This window comes from Micromonospora sp. NPDC049114, from assembly GCF_040648635.1.
Lineage (GTDB): Bacteria > Actinomycetota > Actinomycetes > Mycobacteriales > Micromonosporaceae > Micromonospora.
Map to the genome: position 1 here is coordinate 2188 of NZ_JBEZEA010000027.1, position 16210 is coordinate 18397.

Consider the following 16210-nt stretch of genomic DNA (forward strand, 5'->3'; position numbering starts at 1 on the left):
GCCCGCCCCCCCCCGGGGCCCCTGCTTCCAACCGGGCCCGCGGGGGGGGGGGGGGGGGGGGGCCGGCCCCCCGGGGGGGGGCCCCCCCCCACCCCGAGCATTTACATCCAGGTCCTTCTATGTTCTCATCGGGAAAGCGCTTGCCTCCGTAGTGGTCGGCGCGAGCGCGGGAGCCGCTTTCACCGAACTGCACCGGCGGACCCGAGACCCCGTGGGTCCCGGCCACCTCGCCGCCCACGGGCATGGGCGTCGCGACGGTCCGTCCGCCTCATCGAGAGGAAGCAGCATGCGCACACCACAGCGTCGGATGACGCTGCTCGCCACCACCGCCGCAGCCACCGCGGCCCTGGTCACCGGCGGGCTCCTGACCGCCGTCTCGGCCCAGGCGGCCGCCGGCTGCCAGGTCGCCTACTCGGTCGCCAGCCAGTGGCCGGGCGGATTCACCGGCAACGTCACCGTCACCAACCTCGGCGACCCGGTCTCCGGCTGGACGCTGCGCTGGTCGTACGGGGCCGGTCAGCAGGTCAGCCAGGCGTGGGGCGCCACCGTCACCCAGAGCGGCAGCCAGGTCTCCGCCACCAACGTCGACTACAACGCCAATCTGGCCACCAACGGCAGCACCTCGTTCGGCTTCAACGCGAGCTGGAACTCCAGCAACCCGGACCCGACCAGCTTCACCCTCAACAACGTCGCCTGCACCGGTGGCACCACCACCCCGACCACCCCGGGCACGCCGACCACCCCGCCGACCACCCCGCCGATCCCCAGCGATCCCCCACCGAGCGTCCCGCCGCAGACGGGCCTGGTCGGCTGGGCCACCCAGAACGGCGGCACCACCGGCGGTGGCGGCGCCCCGGCCACCACCGTCTCCAACGCCTCGGCGTTGACCAGCGCCCTGAACGCCACCGGCTCCGCCGTCATCCGCGTCTCCGGCACCATCTCCTGCTCGGGAATGCTGCGGGTCCGGTCGAACAAGACCATCCTCGGCAACTCCGGCGCGACGATCGTCGGCTGTGGACTCAACGTCAGCGGTGACCGCAACGTCATCATCCGGAACCTGACCTTCCGGGACTGGAACGACGACGCGATCAACGTGCAGGAGTCGGCCACCAACATCTGGATCGACCACAACACCTTCAGCAACGGGTACGACGGCGCGGTCGACATCAAGCGCGGATCGGACTTCGTCACGGTGTCGTGGAACCGGGTCTTCAACCACGACAAGACCATGCTGCTCGGCCACAGCGACGACAACGGCGCGCAGGACACCGGCCACCTGCGCGTGACGTACCACCACAACTGGTTCGACGGCAGCAAGCAGCGCAACCCGCGGGTGCGCTTCGGCAACCCGGTGCACGTCTACAACAACTACTACCGGGCCAACACCGGCTACGGCGTGGCCTCCACCGAGAACGCCGGGGTGCTCGTCGAGGGCAACTACTTCGAGAACGTCCCCGACACGTACCACCTCGGTGAGGCCGACTCCGGGCCGGGCCGCCTGGTGGCCCGCAACAACTACTTCGTCAACTCGCCGGCCGGGCAGACCGGCGGCAGCGTCGCCAGCATCCCGTACTCGTACCAACTTGACACGGCGAGCAACGTCAAGTCCGTCGTGACGGCCGGCGCCGGCGCCGGTCGCATCACGGTCTGACCGTGAGTCGGTCGGGGTCCGCCGTGCCGGCGGGCCCCGGCCGGGTCAGTGCGCGGCGCAGCCGCCGGTGGCCGCGGGCGCGACCGCCGGTGCGCCGATCGTGGGCAGGCCCAACAACACCCCGGGGGTACGCGGAGAGCGCCCCGCCTCGGCGGCGTCGCCGGCCCGCGTGCGCCGGTGCGACAGCGGTGCCCCGTCCGCGTTGAGGTGATGCGGCGCGGCGTACGTGACGGTGGTGTGCACGATGTCGCCGGGCCGGATCGACCCGGCGAAACTGCCGGCGTCGAAGTGGACGAGCCGGCCGTCGCGGGCCCGGCCGGACAGCCGCCCGGTCCGCTCGTCCTTGCGACCCTCGCCGACCGCGACCAGCACCTCGACGGGCTCCCCCACCAGACGCTTGTTCTCCGCCCAGGAGATCTCCTCGACGGCCGCGATCAGCCGCTCGTACCGCTCCTGCACGACAGGCTTGGGCAACTGGCCGTCCATCGTCGCGGCGGGAGTGCCGGGGCGCTTCGAGTACTGGAAGGTGAAGGCCGAGGAGAACCGGGCCTCGCGCACCACGTCCAGCGTGCGCTGGAAGTCGGCCTCCGTCTCGCCGGGGAAGCCGACGATGATGTCGGTGGTGATCGCCGCGTCCGGCATCGCCGCGCGGACCTTCTCGATGATCCCCAGGTACCGCTCGGAGCGGTACGACCTGCGCATCGCCTTGAGCACGTCGTCGGAGCCGGACTGCAACGGCATGTGCAGCGAGTGGCAGACGTTCGGTGTCTCGGCCATCGCGGCGATCACGTCGTCGGTGAAGTCCTTCGGGTGCGGGCTGGTGAACCGGACCCGCTCCAGGCCGTCGATCTCACCTGTCGCGCGCAGCAGCTTGCCGAACGCGTACCGGTCGCCGAACTCGACGCCGTAGGAGTTGACGTTCTGCCCGAGCAGGGTCACCTCCAGCACGCCCTCGTCCACCAGTGCGCGCACCTCGGAGAGGATGTCGCCAGGACGGCGGTCCTTCTCCTTGCCGCGCAGAGAGGGCACGATGCAGAACGTGCAGGTGTTGTTGCAGCCCACCGAGATCGAGACCCAGCCGGCGTACGTGGACTCGCGGCGGGTCGGCAGCGTGGACGGGAAGACGTCCAGCGACTCCAGGATCTCCACCTCGGCGGCGGCGTTGTGCCGGGCCCGTTCCAGCAGCACCGGCAGGGCACCGATGTTGTGCGTGCCGAAGACGACGTCCACCCAGGGCGCCCTGCGGACGATCTCGCCGCGGTCCTTCTGCGCCAGGCAACCACCGACGGCGATCTGCATCCCCGGGTGCTTGTCCTTCACGGGGCGCAGATGACCGAGGTTGCCGTAGAGACGGTTGTCCGCGTTCTCCCGCACCGCGCAGGTGTTGAAGACGACGATGTCCGGGGTGTCGTCGGCCTGGGGCGCGCGCACGTAGCCGGCCTGTTCGAGCAGGCCGGAGATGCGCTCGGAGTCGTGCACGTTCATCTGGCAGCCGTAGGTGCGCACCTGGTAGGTGCGCGGGCTGCCCGCCGCTGCGGTAGTCATGACCAGGACAGCGTATCCGGGTCGACCGGATCACCCCGAACCGAGGAGGACCCGACATGTGCCGAAGCATCAAGACGTTGCGGGAGCCGTTCACCCCGCAGGTGACCGAGGCGGACATCGAGGCGGCGGCGTTGCAGTACGTCCGGAAGATCTCGGGCTTCCGGGCGCCCGCCGCGCACAACGCCGCCGCGTTCGAGGCCGCGGTGGCCGCCGTGACGGAGGCCACCCGCACCCTGCTCGACCAGCTGGTCGTGCGGGGTGGCGGGTCGGGCGCCGCCGACCGGCCGGCCGCCGCCGCCACCGGGCGCGGCTGACCACTTCGGCGCACCGACACCGGCCCGGGTTGGCCGGGCACCTGCCCGCCCGGCTCGCCCCGGGCACCGGCCCGGCTCACCCCGGCACCGGCCCGCCTGGCTGGGTGGGTGCCGCGTCAGGCTGCGGCGAGCACCGGTGCGACGGTGTCGGGTGCCCAGCGCGAGCGGTGACACTGCGACCAGCCCCGGCAACCCGGATCACCCAGCGTGCACAGCCGGTGCCGACTGAGCACCTCGCCGTCGTCGGTGTCCCGGACGTCGAAGTGCACCGGGCGGACCGTCCCGTCCGGTGCGACGAGCAGGTGCCGACCGGCGTCGAGCGTGTCGTCGCGCAGTAGGCAGTTGCGGCCCAGCAGGCGGGCCAGCGCGGCGATGCTGGCGTGCTCGGAGAGCCGGTCGGGCACCCCGTAGCAGTCGACCACCGTCGAGAACTCGCCCGGCGCCTGCCAGACGTCACACACCACCGCGTACGCCGGCAGTCGGGCCGGATCCGCCACTGCCAGCGGCATCACCACCCGACCGAGCGCCTCGGCCAGCGCCGGGTAGACCTCCACGGGTCGTACCCGATCGATTCTCCAGTTCCACAGCTCGGTCATTCCGCCTCCTCGCTGCGTTCGTCCCACCGGCCTCCGGATCGGGCCTTACTGACGATGGTGGGGGGCATTTGACCCCAGCCGGGGGCAAGTTACCGGTCTGTGACCATTCCGGGCAAAATTTCCCTGAGCGGCATTGCTCGGAGTAGCGGGAAGGTGACAGTTTATCGGCTATCGTGCGCCATCCGAACCACCGGGACCGCGTGTCCCGGCACCGCCACCGGGCCTTTCCGCCGCGCCGGTCAGCGCAGGACGACCAGGTGCTCCCCGCGGGGCAGCAGCTCGCCCACCACCGGCGCCCCCGGCAGCTCACCGGCGACCAGCAGGCCGCCGGAGGTCTGCGCGTCGGCCAACAGCAGCCGCTCACCCTCGTCCGCCGCGCCGAAATCCGTCCAGGGGGTGACCCACTCCAGGTTGCGACGGCTGCCGCCGCTGACGTACCCGTCGCGCAGCGCCTCCCGCGCACCGGCAAGGTACGGGACCCGGGCGGTGTCGATGGCCACCGTGAGCTGACTGGCACGGGCCAGCTTCGACGCGTGCCCGAGCAGGCCGAAGCCTGTCACGTCGGTGCCGCACCGGATGCCGGCGGCGACCGCCGCGCGGGCGGCGTCCCGGTTGAGCGCGCTCATCGAGGCGACCGCCTCCGGGAAGGTCTCACCGGTGGCCTTGTGCCGGGTGTTGAGCACGCCCACCCCGAGCGGTTTGGTCAGCGACAGCGGCACTCCCGCGCGGCCGGCGTCCAGAGTGATCAGTTCCTCCGGGCGGACGGTGCCGGTGACGGCGAGACCGTACTTCGGGCCGTCGTCGTCCACGCTGTGCCCACCGGCCAGGTGACAGCCCGCCTCCCGGGCCACGTCCTGACCGCCGCGCAGCACCTCGCGCGCCAGCTCCAGCGGCAGCACGTCGCGCGGCCAGCAGAGCAGGTTGAGCGCCACCAGCGGGATGCCACCCATCGCGTACACGTCGGACAACGCGTTGGCCGCGGCGATGCGCCCCCAGTCGTACGCGTCGTCGACGACCGGGGTGAAGAAGTCCGCGGTGCTGACGATGCCGGTCCGCTCGTCCAGTCGGACCACCGCGGCGTCGTCGCCGTGGTCCAGGCCGACCAGCAGCTCGGCGGTGCCGGTGGCCGGGCCAAGGCCAGCCACCATGACCTCCAGCTCGCCCGGCGGGATCTTGCAGGCGCAGCCGCCGCCGCGCGCGTAACGGGTCAGCCGTACCGGTTCCGTCATCCCTCCATGATCTCGGCAAGCCCGCGCGGACGCCACAGTTGCGGCCCGGTGGTGACCGAAATCGGACGCCCGACAACGATCGGGGCCGGTGTTACCGCTCCGTGACCAACTGAGTTGCGTTCCGCCACTTCACGCCGCCTACAGTTGCCCAACCGGGGGTCAACCGACCCCGATCCGGGGAGACGACAGGGACGGTGGACGACGTGACGACGGGCGAACCGCTCATCGTGCTGGACGCGGTCAACAAGTGGTTCGGGCCGCTGCACGTGCTGGACGACGTCTCGCTGTCGGTGGGTCGGGGCGAGGTGGTCGTGGTGATCGGCCCGTCCGGCTCCGGCAAGTCGACGCTGTGCCGCGCCATCAACCGACTGGAACCGATCAACTCCGGCACCATCACCTTCGACGGTCAGCCGTTGCCGGCCGAGGGCAAGCCCCTCGCCAGGCTGCGCAGCGAGGTGGGCATGGTCTTCCAGTCCTTCAACCTCTTCGCTCACAAGACCATCCTGGAGAACGTCACCCTCGGGCCGATCAAGGTCCGCAAGGAGAAGGCCTCCGTGGCCCGCGAGCGCGGCCTGGCCCTGCTCGACCGGGTCGGCATCGCCAACCAGGCGGACAAGTTCCCCGCCCAGCTCTCCGGCGGTCAGCAGCAGCGGGCAGCGATCGCCCGCGCCCTGGCCATGCAGCCCAAGGCGATGCTGTTCGACGAGCCGACCAGCGCGCTGGACCCGGAGATGGTCGGTGAGGTGCTGGACGTGATGACCTCGCTGGCCAGCGACGGCATGACGATGGTCGTGGTCACCCACGAGATGGGTTTCGCCCGGCACGCCGCCAATCGGGTCATCTTCATGGCCGACGGCAAGCTCGTCGAGGACGCCTCCCCGGCGGAGTTCTTCGCCAACCCGCGCAGTGAGCGGGCCAAGGACTTCCTCTCCAAGATCCTCACGCACTAGGCGTCCGTAGTGGAGCGTGCCGTACAACGGCGGGCTCCGTTGAAGAAGGAGAAGAGTATGCGTATGAAGCGCGTGGCGGCGGTCGCCATGATGGCGTCCCTCGCCCTGTCCGCCGCGGCCTGCGGCAAGGACGGTGAGCCGACGCCGAGCGCCGGTGGGAACGCCTCCGGTGGCGCCCAGGCCGACACCTGCAAGAGCTCCGGCGCGACCTTCACCCCGAAGACGGACGCTGCCGTCGCCGGCAGCCCGACCTTCGAGAAGATCAAGGCGGCGGGCAAGGTCTCCATCGGCGTCAAGTTCGACCAGCCGAACCTCGGCTACAAGGACGCCCAGGGCAAGCGGTGCGGCTTCGACATCGAGATCGCCCAGTACGTGGCCAGCACGCTCGGCGTCGACCCGGCGAAGATCGAGTACAAGGAGATCGCGTCGGCCAACCGGGAGACCGCGATCAAGGGTGGTGAGGTCGACTACTACGTCGGCACCTACTCGATCACCGACAAGCGCAAGAACGACATCTCCTTCGCCGGCCCGTACTTCGTCGCCGGCCAGGACCTGCTGGTCCGCAAGGACGAGTCGGCGATCACCGGCAAGGACGCGCTCAAGGGCAAGAAGGTCTGCTCGGCCACCGGCTCGACCCCGATCCAGAAGGTCCGCGACGAGGGTCTGACCGAGGCGAACAACATCGTCGAGTTCAAGACCTACTCGGAGTGCGTGTCGCAGCTGCTCGACAAGAAGGTCGACGCCGTCACCACCGACGACGCCATCCTCAAGGGCTACGCGGCGCAGAACCCGGACGAGCTGAAGGTGGTCGGCCAGCCGTTCAGCACCGAGAAGTACGGCATCGGCCTGCCGAAGGACGACAAGGCGCTGCGCGACTACGTCAACGACCAGATCGAGGCCGCCTTCACCAACGGCACCTGGCAGAAGATCTACGACGGCACGCTCGGCCTGTCCGGCTCGGCGGGCACCCCGCCGAAGGTCGAGCGGTACTGATCGTCCGGCTCGACACGAGTTGCGGCGCCGGGCGGGGCTCGTCCCCGTCCGGCGCCCGTCCGAGGACTGAGAGCGAGGCATGGGCGAGTTCTTCCGCGTACTGACGGACAACGGGCAACTGTTCGTCGACGGGTTCACCAACACCGTCAAACTTTTCCTGATCGCCGCGGTCGGCAGCCTCGTCCTCGGCACGCTGCTCGGCGCGATGCGGGTGTCCCCCGTGCCGGCCCTGCGGGCGTTCGGTGCCACGTACGTCAACCTGGTGCGCAACACCCCTCTGACGCTCGTCTTCGCGTTCCTCGTGTTCGCGGTGCCGAAGCTCGACGTCAACATCGACTACTTTCCCAGCGCCGCCATCGCGCTGACCGTCTACACCTCGGCGTTCGTCTGCGAGGTGATCCGCTCCGGCGTCAACACGGTCGCCGCGGGCCAGGCCGAGGCGGCCCGCGCGCTGGGCATGACCTTCGGTCAGGTGCTCACGCTCATCGTGCTGCCGCAGGCGCTGCGGGCGATGGTTCCGCCGATGATGAGCGTGTTCATCGCGATGCTGAAGAACACCACCATCGCCGCCGGTTTCTCGGTGCTGGAAGCCGGCGCGATCCCGGCGTACATGGCCGAGCGGGGCGAGCCGCAGTTCGCCGTCCTGCTCTGGATCACCATCGGCTTCCTGATCCTGATCCTGCCGCTGGTGGCGCTGCAGCGGTTCCTCGAACGCAAGTGGCGGGTGGCGCGGTGAGCGCGAGGAGTGAGCTTGCGAGCCCCGCAGTCGCGAACGGAAGGTGGCTGAGTTGAGCCAGGCGTCGATCCTCTACGACCTGCCCGGGCCCCGCGCCAAGCGGCGCAACGCGATCCTGGGCGTCGCCTCCACCGTCGGCATCATCGCCCTGCTCGCCTACATCGGTTACAAGTTCTACGACACCGGCCAGTTCGAGGCTCGCAAGTGGGAGCAGTTCCAGTACTCCTCGGTGCAGCGCGAACTGCTCGGCGGCCTGTGGGCGACGCTGAAGGCGGCCGGCATCGCCGCCGTCCTGGCGCTGCTCTTCGGCGCGGTCTTCGCCAGCGGCCGACTGAGCGACAAGTGGATCCTGCGCGCACCGTCGACCTTCGTGGTGGAGCTGTTCCGGGCGATCCCGCTGCTGATCCTGATCTTCTTCGGCTACTACGTCCCACTGCAGTACGGCTGGTCGATCGACAAGCTGTGGGCGCTGGTCATCGGGCTGATGCTGTACAACGGCTCGGTCCTCGCGGAGATCTTCCGGGCCGGCATCAACGCGGTGCCGTACGGGCAGACCGAGGGCGCGTACGCGATCGGCCTGCGCAAGAACCAGGTGCTGCGGCTCATCCTGCTGCCGCAGGCCGTCCGGTCGATGCTCCCGGCGATCGTCAGCCAGCTCGTGGTGCTGCTCAAGGACACCGCGCTGGGCTTCATCATCACGTACCCCGAGCTGCTGTTCGCCGGGAAGCAGATCGGCGGCCGGTTGCCGTTCGGACTGCCGTACGTGCCGACGTACCTGATCGTGGCGGCCGTCTACATCACTATTTGCGGCGCCCTGTCGATCCTGGCCTGGTGGTTGCAGAAGCGGATGGGCCGCACCCCGCGGACGGCGGCGAAGGTGCTGCCCGCCCAGAGCGTCGGCGAGGACTCCGCCCGGATGATCTGACGGGACCAGCGGAACGAGCGACGGGCGGGTGGCCACAGCCACCCGCCCGTCGTCTGTTGCGGGATCAGCGAGCGATCTCGGTGACCCGGGACTCGCGGACCACGGTGACCCGGATCTGACCCGGGTAGGTCAGCTCCTCCTCGATCTGCTTGGCCACGTCGCGGGCCAGCACGGCCGCCCCGATGTCGTCCACGTCGTCGGGCTTGACCATCACCCGGATCTCCCGGCCGGCCTGCATGGCGAAGACCTTGTCCACGCCGAGCTTCCCGGCCGCGATCTCCTCGATCCGCTCTAGGCGCTTGACGTACGCCTCCAGGCTCTCCCGGCGCGCGCCCGGCCGACCGCCGGAACAGGCGTCGGAGGCCTGGGTGAGCACGGCCTCGATGGTCTGCGGCGGCACCTCGTTGTGGTGCGCCTCGATGGCGTGCACCACGTCCTCGTGCTCGCCGTACTTGCGGGCCAGGTCGGCGCCGATGATGGCGTGGCTGCCCTCGACCTCGTGGGTGAGCGCTTTGCCGATGTCGTGCAGGAACGCCGACCGCTTGATGGTGGGCACGTCCAGTCGCAGCTCGGCGGCCATGATGCCGGCGATGTGGGCGGTCTCCACCAGGTGCTTGAGCACGTTCTGCCCGTACGAGGTGCGGTAGCGCAGCCGACCCAGCAGGGTGACCAGCTCCGGGTGGATCTCGGTGATGCCGACCTCGACCAGGGCGTCCTCGGCGGCGCGCAGGCAGAGCTGCTCCACCTCCTGCCGGGCCAGGTCGTAGACCTCCTCGATCCGGTGCGGGTGGATCCGTCCGTCCAGCACCAGCTTCTCCAGCGTGAGCCGGCCGACCTCGCGGCGGACCGGGTCGAAGCAGGAGAGCAGCACCGCTTCCGGGGTGTCATCGATGATCAGGTTGACCCCGGTCACCGACTCGAAGGCGCGGATGTTGCGCCCCTCCCGGCCGATGATGCGGCCCTTCATCTCGTCGCCCGGCAGATGCAGGACGCTGACCACGCTCTCGGCGGTCTGCTCGCTGGCCACCCGCTGGATCGCGTCCACCACGATGTGTCGGGCCCGCTGCTCGGCGGTGCTGCGCGCGTCGGACTCGATGTCGCGCACCAGCAGCGCCGCCTCGCGCTTGGCCTGCGTCTCGATCGCGTCGATCAGCTCCAGCCGCGCCGACTCGGCGGTGAGACCGGCCACCCGCTCCAGCTCCCGGCGGCGCAGCTCCTCGGCCTCGGCCAGCTCGGTCTCGCGCTGGGCGAGCGCGGACTCCCGAGCCGCGAGGGCGGCGCTCGCCGCGGTGAGCTGCCGCTCCCGCTCGGCGAACCGCTCCACCTCCTCGGTGTGCAGCCGCTCCCGCTCGTCCATCCGGGCCGCCCGGCGCTCCACCTCGGCGGCCTGCTCCCGGGTCGTGGCGGCGAGCACCGCGACCTCCCGCTCGCCGCTGCGACGCGCCGCCGTGCGCAGCTGCTCGGCGTCCGCCTCGGCCTGCTTGTGCGCCCGCTCCAGCACGGTGTCCGCCTCGGCACGGGCGTCGTCGAGCACCCGTCGGGCCTCGGCCCGGGCCGCCTTCGCCTCGGCCTTCGCCGCCGCCGCCTCGGCACGAGCGGCGGAGGCCGCGGACTTGGCCACATCGATCGTGCTGTTCGCCTGGTCGGCGGCGTTGCGCAGGGCAGCCAGGGACTGTTCCTGACGGTCCTTCTCCGCGATGAAGGCGGGATCCTCCGGGGCCGGCGCCGCGCCCATCCGACCCAGTGTCCGAATGCCGACCAGCACCGCCCCGACCACGACCACCGCGAGGATCAGGACGGCCGCGAGAAGCACGACGTCGAGGGCGTTCATGCCGGGACCCCGCTGGGTCTACCGGTGAACCTGTGCCGCCGCCCCGCCATGGCCGCCTCCCCTGAACGTCAAGACCGCAGCGACTGTGCCCGAGGCACACTCCTGCGGCTGTGGACGCCCGACCGGAGCGGCTGGCCGTGGGTAGCTCTCTCCGCCGGCGGTGCCCTCGGGCATCGTCGGCGACCGGGTGCAGTTGTCGCGGAGTGCCGGACCGGCCAGTCCGGAACTGCCGCCAAAGGCCGCGGAGTCGGCCAAAGTGATGCTGTTCTGTTACGAGATCTATGTTGTGCGCTTAGCCTGCGCTGGTCGGGCAATGTGAGCCTGTATGGCGAGGCTAGGTCGCCGAGGGCGGTCTGGTCAAGGACTCATGATCAAACCCCCCGAACGGAGAGAAGTTGCAGCGTCACGCAAAGCTGATGTCGTGTCGGACACGGCAGGACAAACGCGGCGAGCCGACGCCCCCGATTCGGATGTCGTGCCTGTTCAGCGGTAGCGGCACCCCCCGCCCGGCGCCGACGTGGTGATACTGGTGACCTGCGGAGTCGCGAACCTCGCTCGACCTACCCGATCCCGACGCGACCCGCCGCGCAGTGCCCCAAGATCGCGCTCAACCCCCGCGCAGTGGCCCAAGATCGCACGCGACCCGCACACAGCCCGCAAGATCGTGCTCGATCCTGGATGTAGTGCTCTCAGCGGCGCGGTGATGCCCCTACATCCTGGATCGAGCACGATCATCCGCCTCGGTGCGTGCAGGGTGGTACAGACGCGAGCACAGACCGTGCCGCTGGCGGATTGTCGATCATCTGAAGGTCCCCTACCGTCCAGGCATGACGCGAAGGCTGCTCCTGTTCATGGGCGTGTTGGCACTGTCGTTCGGTGCCGTGGTGGTCTTCGCGAACTGGCGATCGACCATCGACTCCGCAAGCCGGTCGGATGACACGCCAGCGCTCAAGCCTGGTGAGCGGACCACCACCGCAGACGGGCGTATGAGCTTCACCGCGCCGGCAGGCTGGACGACGCGCCCCTGCCCGCCACGGGAAGACCCGGCCTGTGCCCAGGTCTCGCCGAAGGGCGGGGGCGAGGGCGACGTGGTCATGCTGATGATCACAGCGCCGAACCCGGTGGAGGGCTCACCGATGGATCTGTTCCTCGTCGACGACCCCGTCATCGTGCCTTCGGATCCGGCGGTCCAACGATTCACGCTCGATGGCGCGAAGGCCGTCCGGCTCGACTCCTACAAGCTCCCTCCTGAGCCGATGGCGAGCATGGATGAGATGCCCGGCGTCAGTGACGTGATGGTCTTCGGCGTCGTTCCCGACGCCACCGACGAGTTCATGATCATGTGTCGGCACGGCGTGCTGCCGGCGGCGCAGATGCGGGCGGGCTGCGACCTGATCGTGGAAAGCTTGCGTTTCCCCCGCTGACCGACCTCCGGAGTTCGGCGGTCGCACCGCTCACTCGATCGGGCGACTTCCGGGCTCCAGAGCGCCCTCGGCGTTGGCGAGCGCGTCGGCGTCGATCTTGCTCGGCGCACTCGGCCGCCTCGGCGCTCTGCGCGGCGAGCCGTCCTTCACCGCGCGGATGGCCACGCCGGGCGGCCTCACCGTCGGCCCGACGCCGCGAACCGCCTCAAGATCGTGCTCGATCCTGGAAGTAGTGGCCTCACCGGCGCGACGATGCCCCTACATCCTGGATCGAGCACGATCATCCGCGGCGGCTCAGCTCGCGCCGGCTGCCAGCGCGGCGGTGACCAACGCCGCGTTGCCCGGTGCCGTTGTGCCGTCGGGCAACAGGAGTGTGTCCTCCAGCCCGATCCGGGTGTGCAGCCCACGGCTGACCGCCTCGACGAGCACCGCCCAGGTGGCCGGACCCTCGGCGTGCAACAGCACAGGCGGAGTCCCCGCGGTCTCCGGCGGCGACCCGTCCGGCAACCCCGACCCCTGTGGCACGCCGGGCATCCCCGCCGACCCCGGCACCCCGTCCGGCAACCCCGACCCGTGTGGCGCGGCGGGCGTCCGCGCGGGCGGCGGCAGCGCGGCGAGGATCCGCGCCGCATCGGCAAGCGCGACTACCGGCTCCTGCGCCATGCACTCAACGAGGATCCGGCCGGCCGGCACCCGCCAGGACCGGTACGCCTGCACGGCGTCGACAGTCCAGAGCCCCACCTCGACGAGCACGCCACGCTCATGCAGCGCGGTGGCGACCGCCTCGGCGCCGGGCTCGTGCGCGTTCACCGAGGCGAAGTCGGGCAGCACCGACCAGGAGCGGACGACTGCCACCCGGGCGGCCGGGTCCGGTTCGATCCAGGCCCCGGTGCTCACCCCCACCGGCAGCCCCGGCCGGGCCGCACGGATCGCGGTCAGCGCGTCGGCGATCACCGTCGGGTGCAGTGACTCGACACCGGCCGCGTCCCTGGGATGGACGTGCACTGCCGCGACGCCCAGCGCGGCGCAGCAGGCCGCGTCGGCCGCCAACTCCGCCGGGGTCACCGGCACGGCCGGATGGGCGGCACGACTGCGCTGGCCGTTCAGACACGCTTTCACCATCGGGTCACCCCCACCGCACCCACCGCGCCGCTCAGTCGAGCGGACGGCTGTCGCGCTCCAGATCGCCCTCGGCGTCGGCGAGCGCGTCGGCGTCGATCTGCTCGGCGAACTCGGCCGCCTCGGCGCTCTGCGCGGCGAGCGCGTCCTTCACCGCGCGGATGGCCACGCCGGGCGGATAACCCTTGCGGGCCAGCATGCCCACCAGCCGGCGGAAGACCGCGTCTGGCTCACCCCGGGCGGTGCGTAGCTTGCGCTCCACGAGGGCGCGGGCGGTTGCGGACTCGGTCTCCTCGTCCAGCTCGCCGAGCGCCTCGGTGGCCACCTCGCCGTCGACACCCTTGCGGCGCAGCTCGTTGGCGAGCGCTCGGCGGGCCAGGCCACGACCGGTGTGCCGGCTGGACACCCAGGCGCGGGCGAACGCGGCGTCGTCGATGATGCCGACCTCGTCGTACCGGTCCAGTACCTCGGCCGACACCTCCTCGGAGATGCCCCGCTTGGCCAGCGCCCCGGCCAGCTCGGCGCGGGTACGCGGACGGACGGCGAGCTGACGGAGGCAGATCTCGCGGGCCACCTCGGACTCGTCGCGCGGCGTGGACGCCTGCTCCTCCGCCGACGGTTCGGCCCGGCGGCCCCGGCGGGGACGCGGCGGATCGGCGGCGTCGCCCGTACGAGGCGGACTGGCATCCCAGCCCCGCCCCGTACGGGCGCGTCGTCCTGCCATGAGTCAGCGACCCGTCAGAAGTCGACAGGCGGCAGCTCGGGGCCACCGGCGGCGTCGCTCGCGCCAACCCCGACGCCGAGCTTCTCCAGGATCTTCTTCTCGATCTCGGCGGCCACGTCCGGGTTCTCCTTCAGGAACTCCCGGGCCTTCTCCTTGCCCTGGCCGAGCTGGTCGCCGTCGTACGTGTACCACGCTCCGGACTTGCGGATGATCGCCTGCTCCACGCCGACGTCGATCAGCGAGCCCTCACGCGAGATGCCCTTGCCGTACATGATGTCGAACTCGGCCTGCTTGAACGGCGCGGCCACCTTGTTCTTCACAACCTTGACCCGGGTGCGGTTACCGACCACGTCGGTGCCGTCCTTGAGGCTCTCGATGCGTCGCACGTCGAGCCGGACCGAGGCGTAGAACTTCAGCGCCCGACCACCGGTGGTGGTCTCCGGGCTGCCGAACATCACGCCGATCTTTTCGCGCAGCTGGTTGATGAAGATCGCCGTGGTGCCGGTGTTGCTGAGCACACCGGTGATCTTCCGGAGCGCCTGGCTCATCAGCCGGGCCTGGAGGCCAACGTGGCTGTCGCCCATCTCGCCCTCGATCTCGGCGCGCGGCACCAGGGCCGCCACCGAGTCGATCACGATGATGTCGATCGCGCCGGAGCGGATCAGCATGTCCGCGATTTCCAGCGCCTGCTCGCCGGTGTCCGGCTGAGAGACCAGCATCGCGTCGGTGTCGACACCGAGAGCCTTCGCGTACTCCGGGTCGAGCGCGTGCTCGGCGTCGATGAAGGCGGCGATGCCGCCGGCCCGCTGGGCGCTGGCCACCGCGTGCAGCGCCACCGTCGTCTTACCGCTGGACTCCGGGCCGTAGATCTCGACCACCCGGCCCCGTGGCAGGCCACCCACGCCGAGCGCGACATCGAGCGCGATGGAGCCGGTCGGGATCACGGCGGTCTGGACGACCGGCCGCTCCCCCAGCCGCATCACCGAGCCCTTGCCGAATTGCTTGTCGATCTGAGCGAGAGCAAGGTCGAGTGCCTTCTCCCGGTCAGGCCCTGCTGCCATGGTTGCCACCCCTGCCTTCGCCGGCGTCTTTGCTGAGCTTCGCGTCACGCGGACACGCTAGGCGCTAGGTCCGACAGAAAACCAGCCGACGGGCCGCGAGCTGTGGACGAGCACCCCGCTGTGGACAATAGCCGAACAGGTGTACGACTCGACAAGCGACACGCGGAACCGGCGAAAAGGCTGCTCAGCGTAGTCGCGCGGGCACGCGGTCGGGATATGCGGCGCACACCGCCCGCCACACCACGTTCGTCCGCTCACCCGATGCCAACGCCTGCTCGATGGTCCGGCCGTCGAGCTGGGACAGCACCTGATCCCGGGCGATGCTTGCCGCGTAGCCCGGCCCGAACGCCTCCTCCAACCGCGCCCAGAAGTCGGTCAGCCGCACGTGATCAATCCTCCTCGCCGGGTGCCCCGGTCGGCACCGGGCGCAACGCTAGCGCCACCAGGGGCACTGTCGCGACCGCCGCGAGCAGGGTGAGCACCGGATAACCGGCGAGTTGCATGACAAACCCGCTGAGCACCGCGGCGCTGGCCCCCGCCAACCCCATGATCAGGTCGGAGAACCCCTGGACGCTGGGCCGCACACCGGCCGACACGGACTCGGAGAGCAGCGTCGAGCCGGCCACCATCGTCCCCGACCAGCCCAGCCCGAGCAGGACCAGACCGATCGAGAGCCGGGGCGTGTGGTGCCCGGCGGTGCCGGCGACCGCGCAGGCGGCCAGCAGCAGCCCGACCCCGCCGAGGATCACCGCCCGCCGGCCGAGCCGGTCGGTGAGCCAGCCGACGACCGGGGCGAACGCGTACATGCCGGCGATGTGCAGGCTCAACACGATCCCGACCAGCCGCAGCACGTCGGCGTCGGCGTGCGACTCACCGAGCCGGACCGGGGTCATCGCCATCACCGCCACCATCACCAGGTGGCCGATCGCCACTGCGGTGATGCCGAGTCGGGCGGCTGGCTGTCCGCGTACCACCGACCAGGCCAGCCGCATTCCGGCGCTGCGGGGCGCGCGCGCAGCGACCGGCGCGGTGCCCGGTCTCCCAGCAGCTCGCCGTGCTGCGGCGGGCCGGAATGGTCACCTCACACCGCGACGGCCCTCTCGTCATGTACG

At 70.6% G+C, this 16210-nt stretch carries 16 protein-coding genes and 1 pseudogene; 7 read left to right on the top strand and 10 right to left on the bottom strand.

What is annotated here, in order from left to right; genetic code table 11:
* Window positions 1–286: 286 nt before the first annotated feature.
* A complete protein-coding gene (locus tag AB0B39_RS32700; RefSeq protein ID WP_357497835.1) occupies window positions 287–1651 on the top strand; it encodes a cellulose binding domain-containing protein in 1365 nt (454 codons plus the stop codon).
* 45 nt (window positions 1652–1696) lie between these two features.
* Here AB0B39_RS32700 and miaB read toward each other — a convergent pair whose 3' ends face one another.
* A complete protein-coding gene (gene miaB / locus AB0B39_RS32705; RefSeq protein ID WP_357576204.1) occupies window positions 1697–3196 on the bottom strand; it encodes a tRNA (N6-isopentenyl adenosine(37)-C2)-methylthiotransferase MiaB in 1500 nt (499 codons plus the stop codon).
* 56 nt (window positions 3197–3252) lie between these two features.
* On the opposite strand from miaB, the gene AB0B39_RS32710 reads away from it, so the two are divergent.
* On the top strand, window positions 3253–3510 hold the full coding sequence (locus AB0B39_RS32710; RefSeq protein ID WP_234590787.1) for a DUF2277 family protein: 258 nt from the start codon (window positions 3253–3255) through the stop codon (window positions 3508–3510).
* 116 nt (window positions 3511–3626) lie between these two features.
* On the opposite strand, the gene AB0B39_RS32715 is transcribed toward AB0B39_RS32710, so the two are convergent.
* On the bottom strand, window positions 3627–4106 hold the full coding sequence (locus tag AB0B39_RS32715; protein WP_234590785.1) for a hypothetical protein: 480 nt from the start codon (window positions 4104–4106) through the stop codon (window positions 3627–3629).
* A 239-nt stretch (window positions 4107–4345) separates the two neighbouring features.
* Window positions 4346–5335: a selenide, water dikinase SelD gene (gene selD / locus AB0B39_RS32720; protein WP_234590783.1), complete on the bottom strand. Its 990-nt coding sequence runs from the start codon at window positions 5333–5335 to the stop codon at window positions 4346–4348.
* A gap of 194 nt (window positions 5336–5529) precedes the next feature.
* Here selD and AB0B39_RS32725 point away from each other — a divergent pair, with 194 nt between their 5' ends.
* The 4 genes from AB0B39_RS32725 (at window position 5530) to AB0B39_RS32740 (ending at window position 8939) form a co-directional block, all read left to right on the top strand.
* The gene (locus tag AB0B39_RS32725) at window positions 5530–6285 is read left to right on the top strand and encodes an amino acid ABC transporter ATP-binding protein (RefSeq protein ID WP_357497840.1); all 756 of its coding nucleotides are present in this window, start codon (window positions 5530–5532) and stop codon (window positions 6283–6285) included.
* 57 nt (window positions 6286–6342) lie between these two features.
* Complete coding sequence (locus AB0B39_RS32730) at window positions 6343–7278, top strand: glutamate ABC transporter substrate-binding protein (protein WP_357497843.1); 936 nt, start codon at window positions 6343–6345, stop codon at window positions 7276–7278.
* Between the two features lie 79 nt (window positions 7279–7357).
* A complete protein-coding gene (locus AB0B39_RS32735) occupies window positions 7358–8014 on the top strand; it encodes an amino acid ABC transporter permease (protein ID WP_234590776.1) in 657 nt (218 codons plus the stop codon).
* A gap of 43 nt (window positions 8015–8057) precedes the next feature.
* Window positions 8058–8939 carry an amino acid ABC transporter permease gene (locus AB0B39_RS32740; protein WP_357497846.1) on the top strand — a complete coding sequence of 294 codons (882 nt, stop codon included), beginning with the start codon at window positions 8058–8060 and terminating at the stop codon, window positions 8937–8939.
* Between the two features lie 64 nt (window positions 8940–9003).
* Here the strand turns inward: AB0B39_RS32740 and rny are convergent, their stop codons facing one another.
* A complete protein-coding gene (gene rny / locus AB0B39_RS32745; protein ID WP_357576205.1) occupies window positions 9004–10770 on the bottom strand; it encodes a ribonuclease Y in 1767 nt (588 codons plus the stop codon).
* Window positions 10771–11597: 827 nt separating this feature from the next.
* On the opposite strand from rny, the gene AB0B39_RS32750 reads away from it, so the two are divergent.
* Window positions 11598–12194 (top strand): hypothetical protein, encoded by a 597-nt coding sequence (locus AB0B39_RS32750; RefSeq protein ID WP_357576206.1) that lies wholly within the window; start codon window positions 11598–11600, stop codon window positions 12192–12194.
* A 30-nt stretch (window positions 12195–12224) separates the two neighbouring features.
* Here AB0B39_RS32750 and AB0B39_RS32755 read toward each other — a convergent pair whose 3' ends face one another.
* The 6 genes and pseudogenes from AB0B39_RS32755 to AB0B39_RS32780 all read right to left on the bottom strand — a co-directional run.
* The gene (locus AB0B39_RS32755; RefSeq protein WP_357497850.1) at window positions 12225–12359 is read right to left on the bottom strand and encodes a hypothetical protein; all 135 of its coding nucleotides are present in this window, start codon (window positions 12357–12359) and stop codon (window positions 12225–12227) included.
* Window positions 12360–12488: 129 nt separating this feature from the next.
* Window positions 12489–13316: a 3-keto-5-aminohexanoate cleavage protein gene (locus AB0B39_RS32760; protein WP_357576207.1), complete on the bottom strand. Its 828-nt coding sequence runs from the start codon at window positions 13314–13316 to the stop codon at window positions 12489–12491.
* Between the two features lie 31 nt (window positions 13317–13347).
* Window positions 13348–14037, bottom strand: a complete 690-nt coding sequence (locus AB0B39_RS32765; protein ID WP_357576208.1) for a regulatory protein RecX — start codon at window positions 14035–14037, stop codon at window positions 13348–13350.
* 14 nt (window positions 14038–14051) lie between these two features.
* Entirely contained in the window at window positions 14052–15098 is a 1047-nt protein-coding gene (gene recA, locus AB0B39_RS32770; RefSeq protein WP_234590751.1) for a recombinase RecA, read from the bottom strand.
* Window positions 15099–15282: 184 nt separating this feature from the next.
* Window positions 15283–15483 carry a DUF3046 domain-containing protein gene (locus AB0B39_RS32775; RefSeq protein ID WP_145784952.1) on the bottom strand — a complete coding sequence of 67 codons (201 nt, stop codon included), beginning with the start codon at window positions 15481–15483 and terminating at the stop codon, window positions 15283–15285.
* A 4-nt stretch (window positions 15484–15487) separates the two neighbouring features.
* Window positions 15488–16123, bottom strand: a pseudogene (locus tag AB0B39_RS32780) (MFS transporter); the annotation flags it as partial.
* Between the last annotated feature and the right edge of the window lie 87 nt (window positions 16124–16210).

What these genes read in the sequence shown, in the direction of transcription:
- AB0B39_RS32730 (WP_357497843.1), top strand. Translation starts at nt 6,343, where the DNA reads ATGCGTATGAAGCGCGTGGCGGCGGTCGCCATGATGGCGTCCCTCGCC.
- AB0B39_RS32750 (WP_357576206.1), top strand. Translation starts at nt 11,598, where the DNA reads ATGACGCGAAGGCTGCTCCTGTTCATGGGCGTGTTGGCACTGTCGTTC.
- AB0B39_RS32710 (WP_234590787.1), top strand. Translation starts at nt 3,253, where the DNA reads ATGTGCCGAAGCATCAAGACGTTGCGGGAGCCGTTCACCCCGCAGGTG.
- AB0B39_RS32765 (WP_357576208.1), bottom strand. Translation starts at nt 14,037, where the DNA reads ATGGCAGGACGACGCGCCCGTACGGGGCGGGGCTGGGATGCCAGTCCG.
- AB0B39_RS32735 (WP_234590776.1), top strand. Translation starts at nt 7,358, where the DNA reads ATGGGCGAGTTCTTCCGCGTACTGACGGACAACGGGCAACTGTTCGTC.
- recA (WP_234590751.1), bottom strand. Translation starts at nt 15,098, where the DNA reads ATGGCAGCAGGGCCTGACCGGGAGAAGGCACTCGACCTTGCTCTCGCT.
- AB0B39_RS32760 (WP_357576207.1), bottom strand. Translation starts at nt 13,316, where the DNA reads ATGGTGAAAGCGTGTCTGAACGGCCAGCGCAGTCGTGCCGCCCATCCG.
- selD (WP_234590783.1), bottom strand. Translation starts at nt 5,335, where the DNA reads ATGACGGAACCGGTACGGCTGACCCGTTACGCGCGCGGCGGCGGCTGC.
- rny (WP_357576205.1), bottom strand. Translation starts at nt 10,770, where the DNA reads ATGAACGCCCTCGACGTCGTGCTTCTCGCGGCCGTCCTGATCCTCGCG.
- miaB (WP_357576204.1), bottom strand. Translation starts at nt 3,196, where the DNA reads ATGACTACCGCAGCGGCGGGCAGCCCGCGCACCTACCAGGTGCGCACC.
- AB0B39_RS32715 (WP_234590785.1), bottom strand. Translation starts at nt 4,106, where the DNA reads ATGACCGAGCTGTGGAACTGGAGAATCGATCGGGTACGACCCGTGGAG.
- AB0B39_RS32700 (WP_357497835.1), top strand. Translation starts at nt 287, where the DNA reads ATGCGCACACCACAGCGTCGGATGACGCTGCTCGCCACCACCGCCGCA.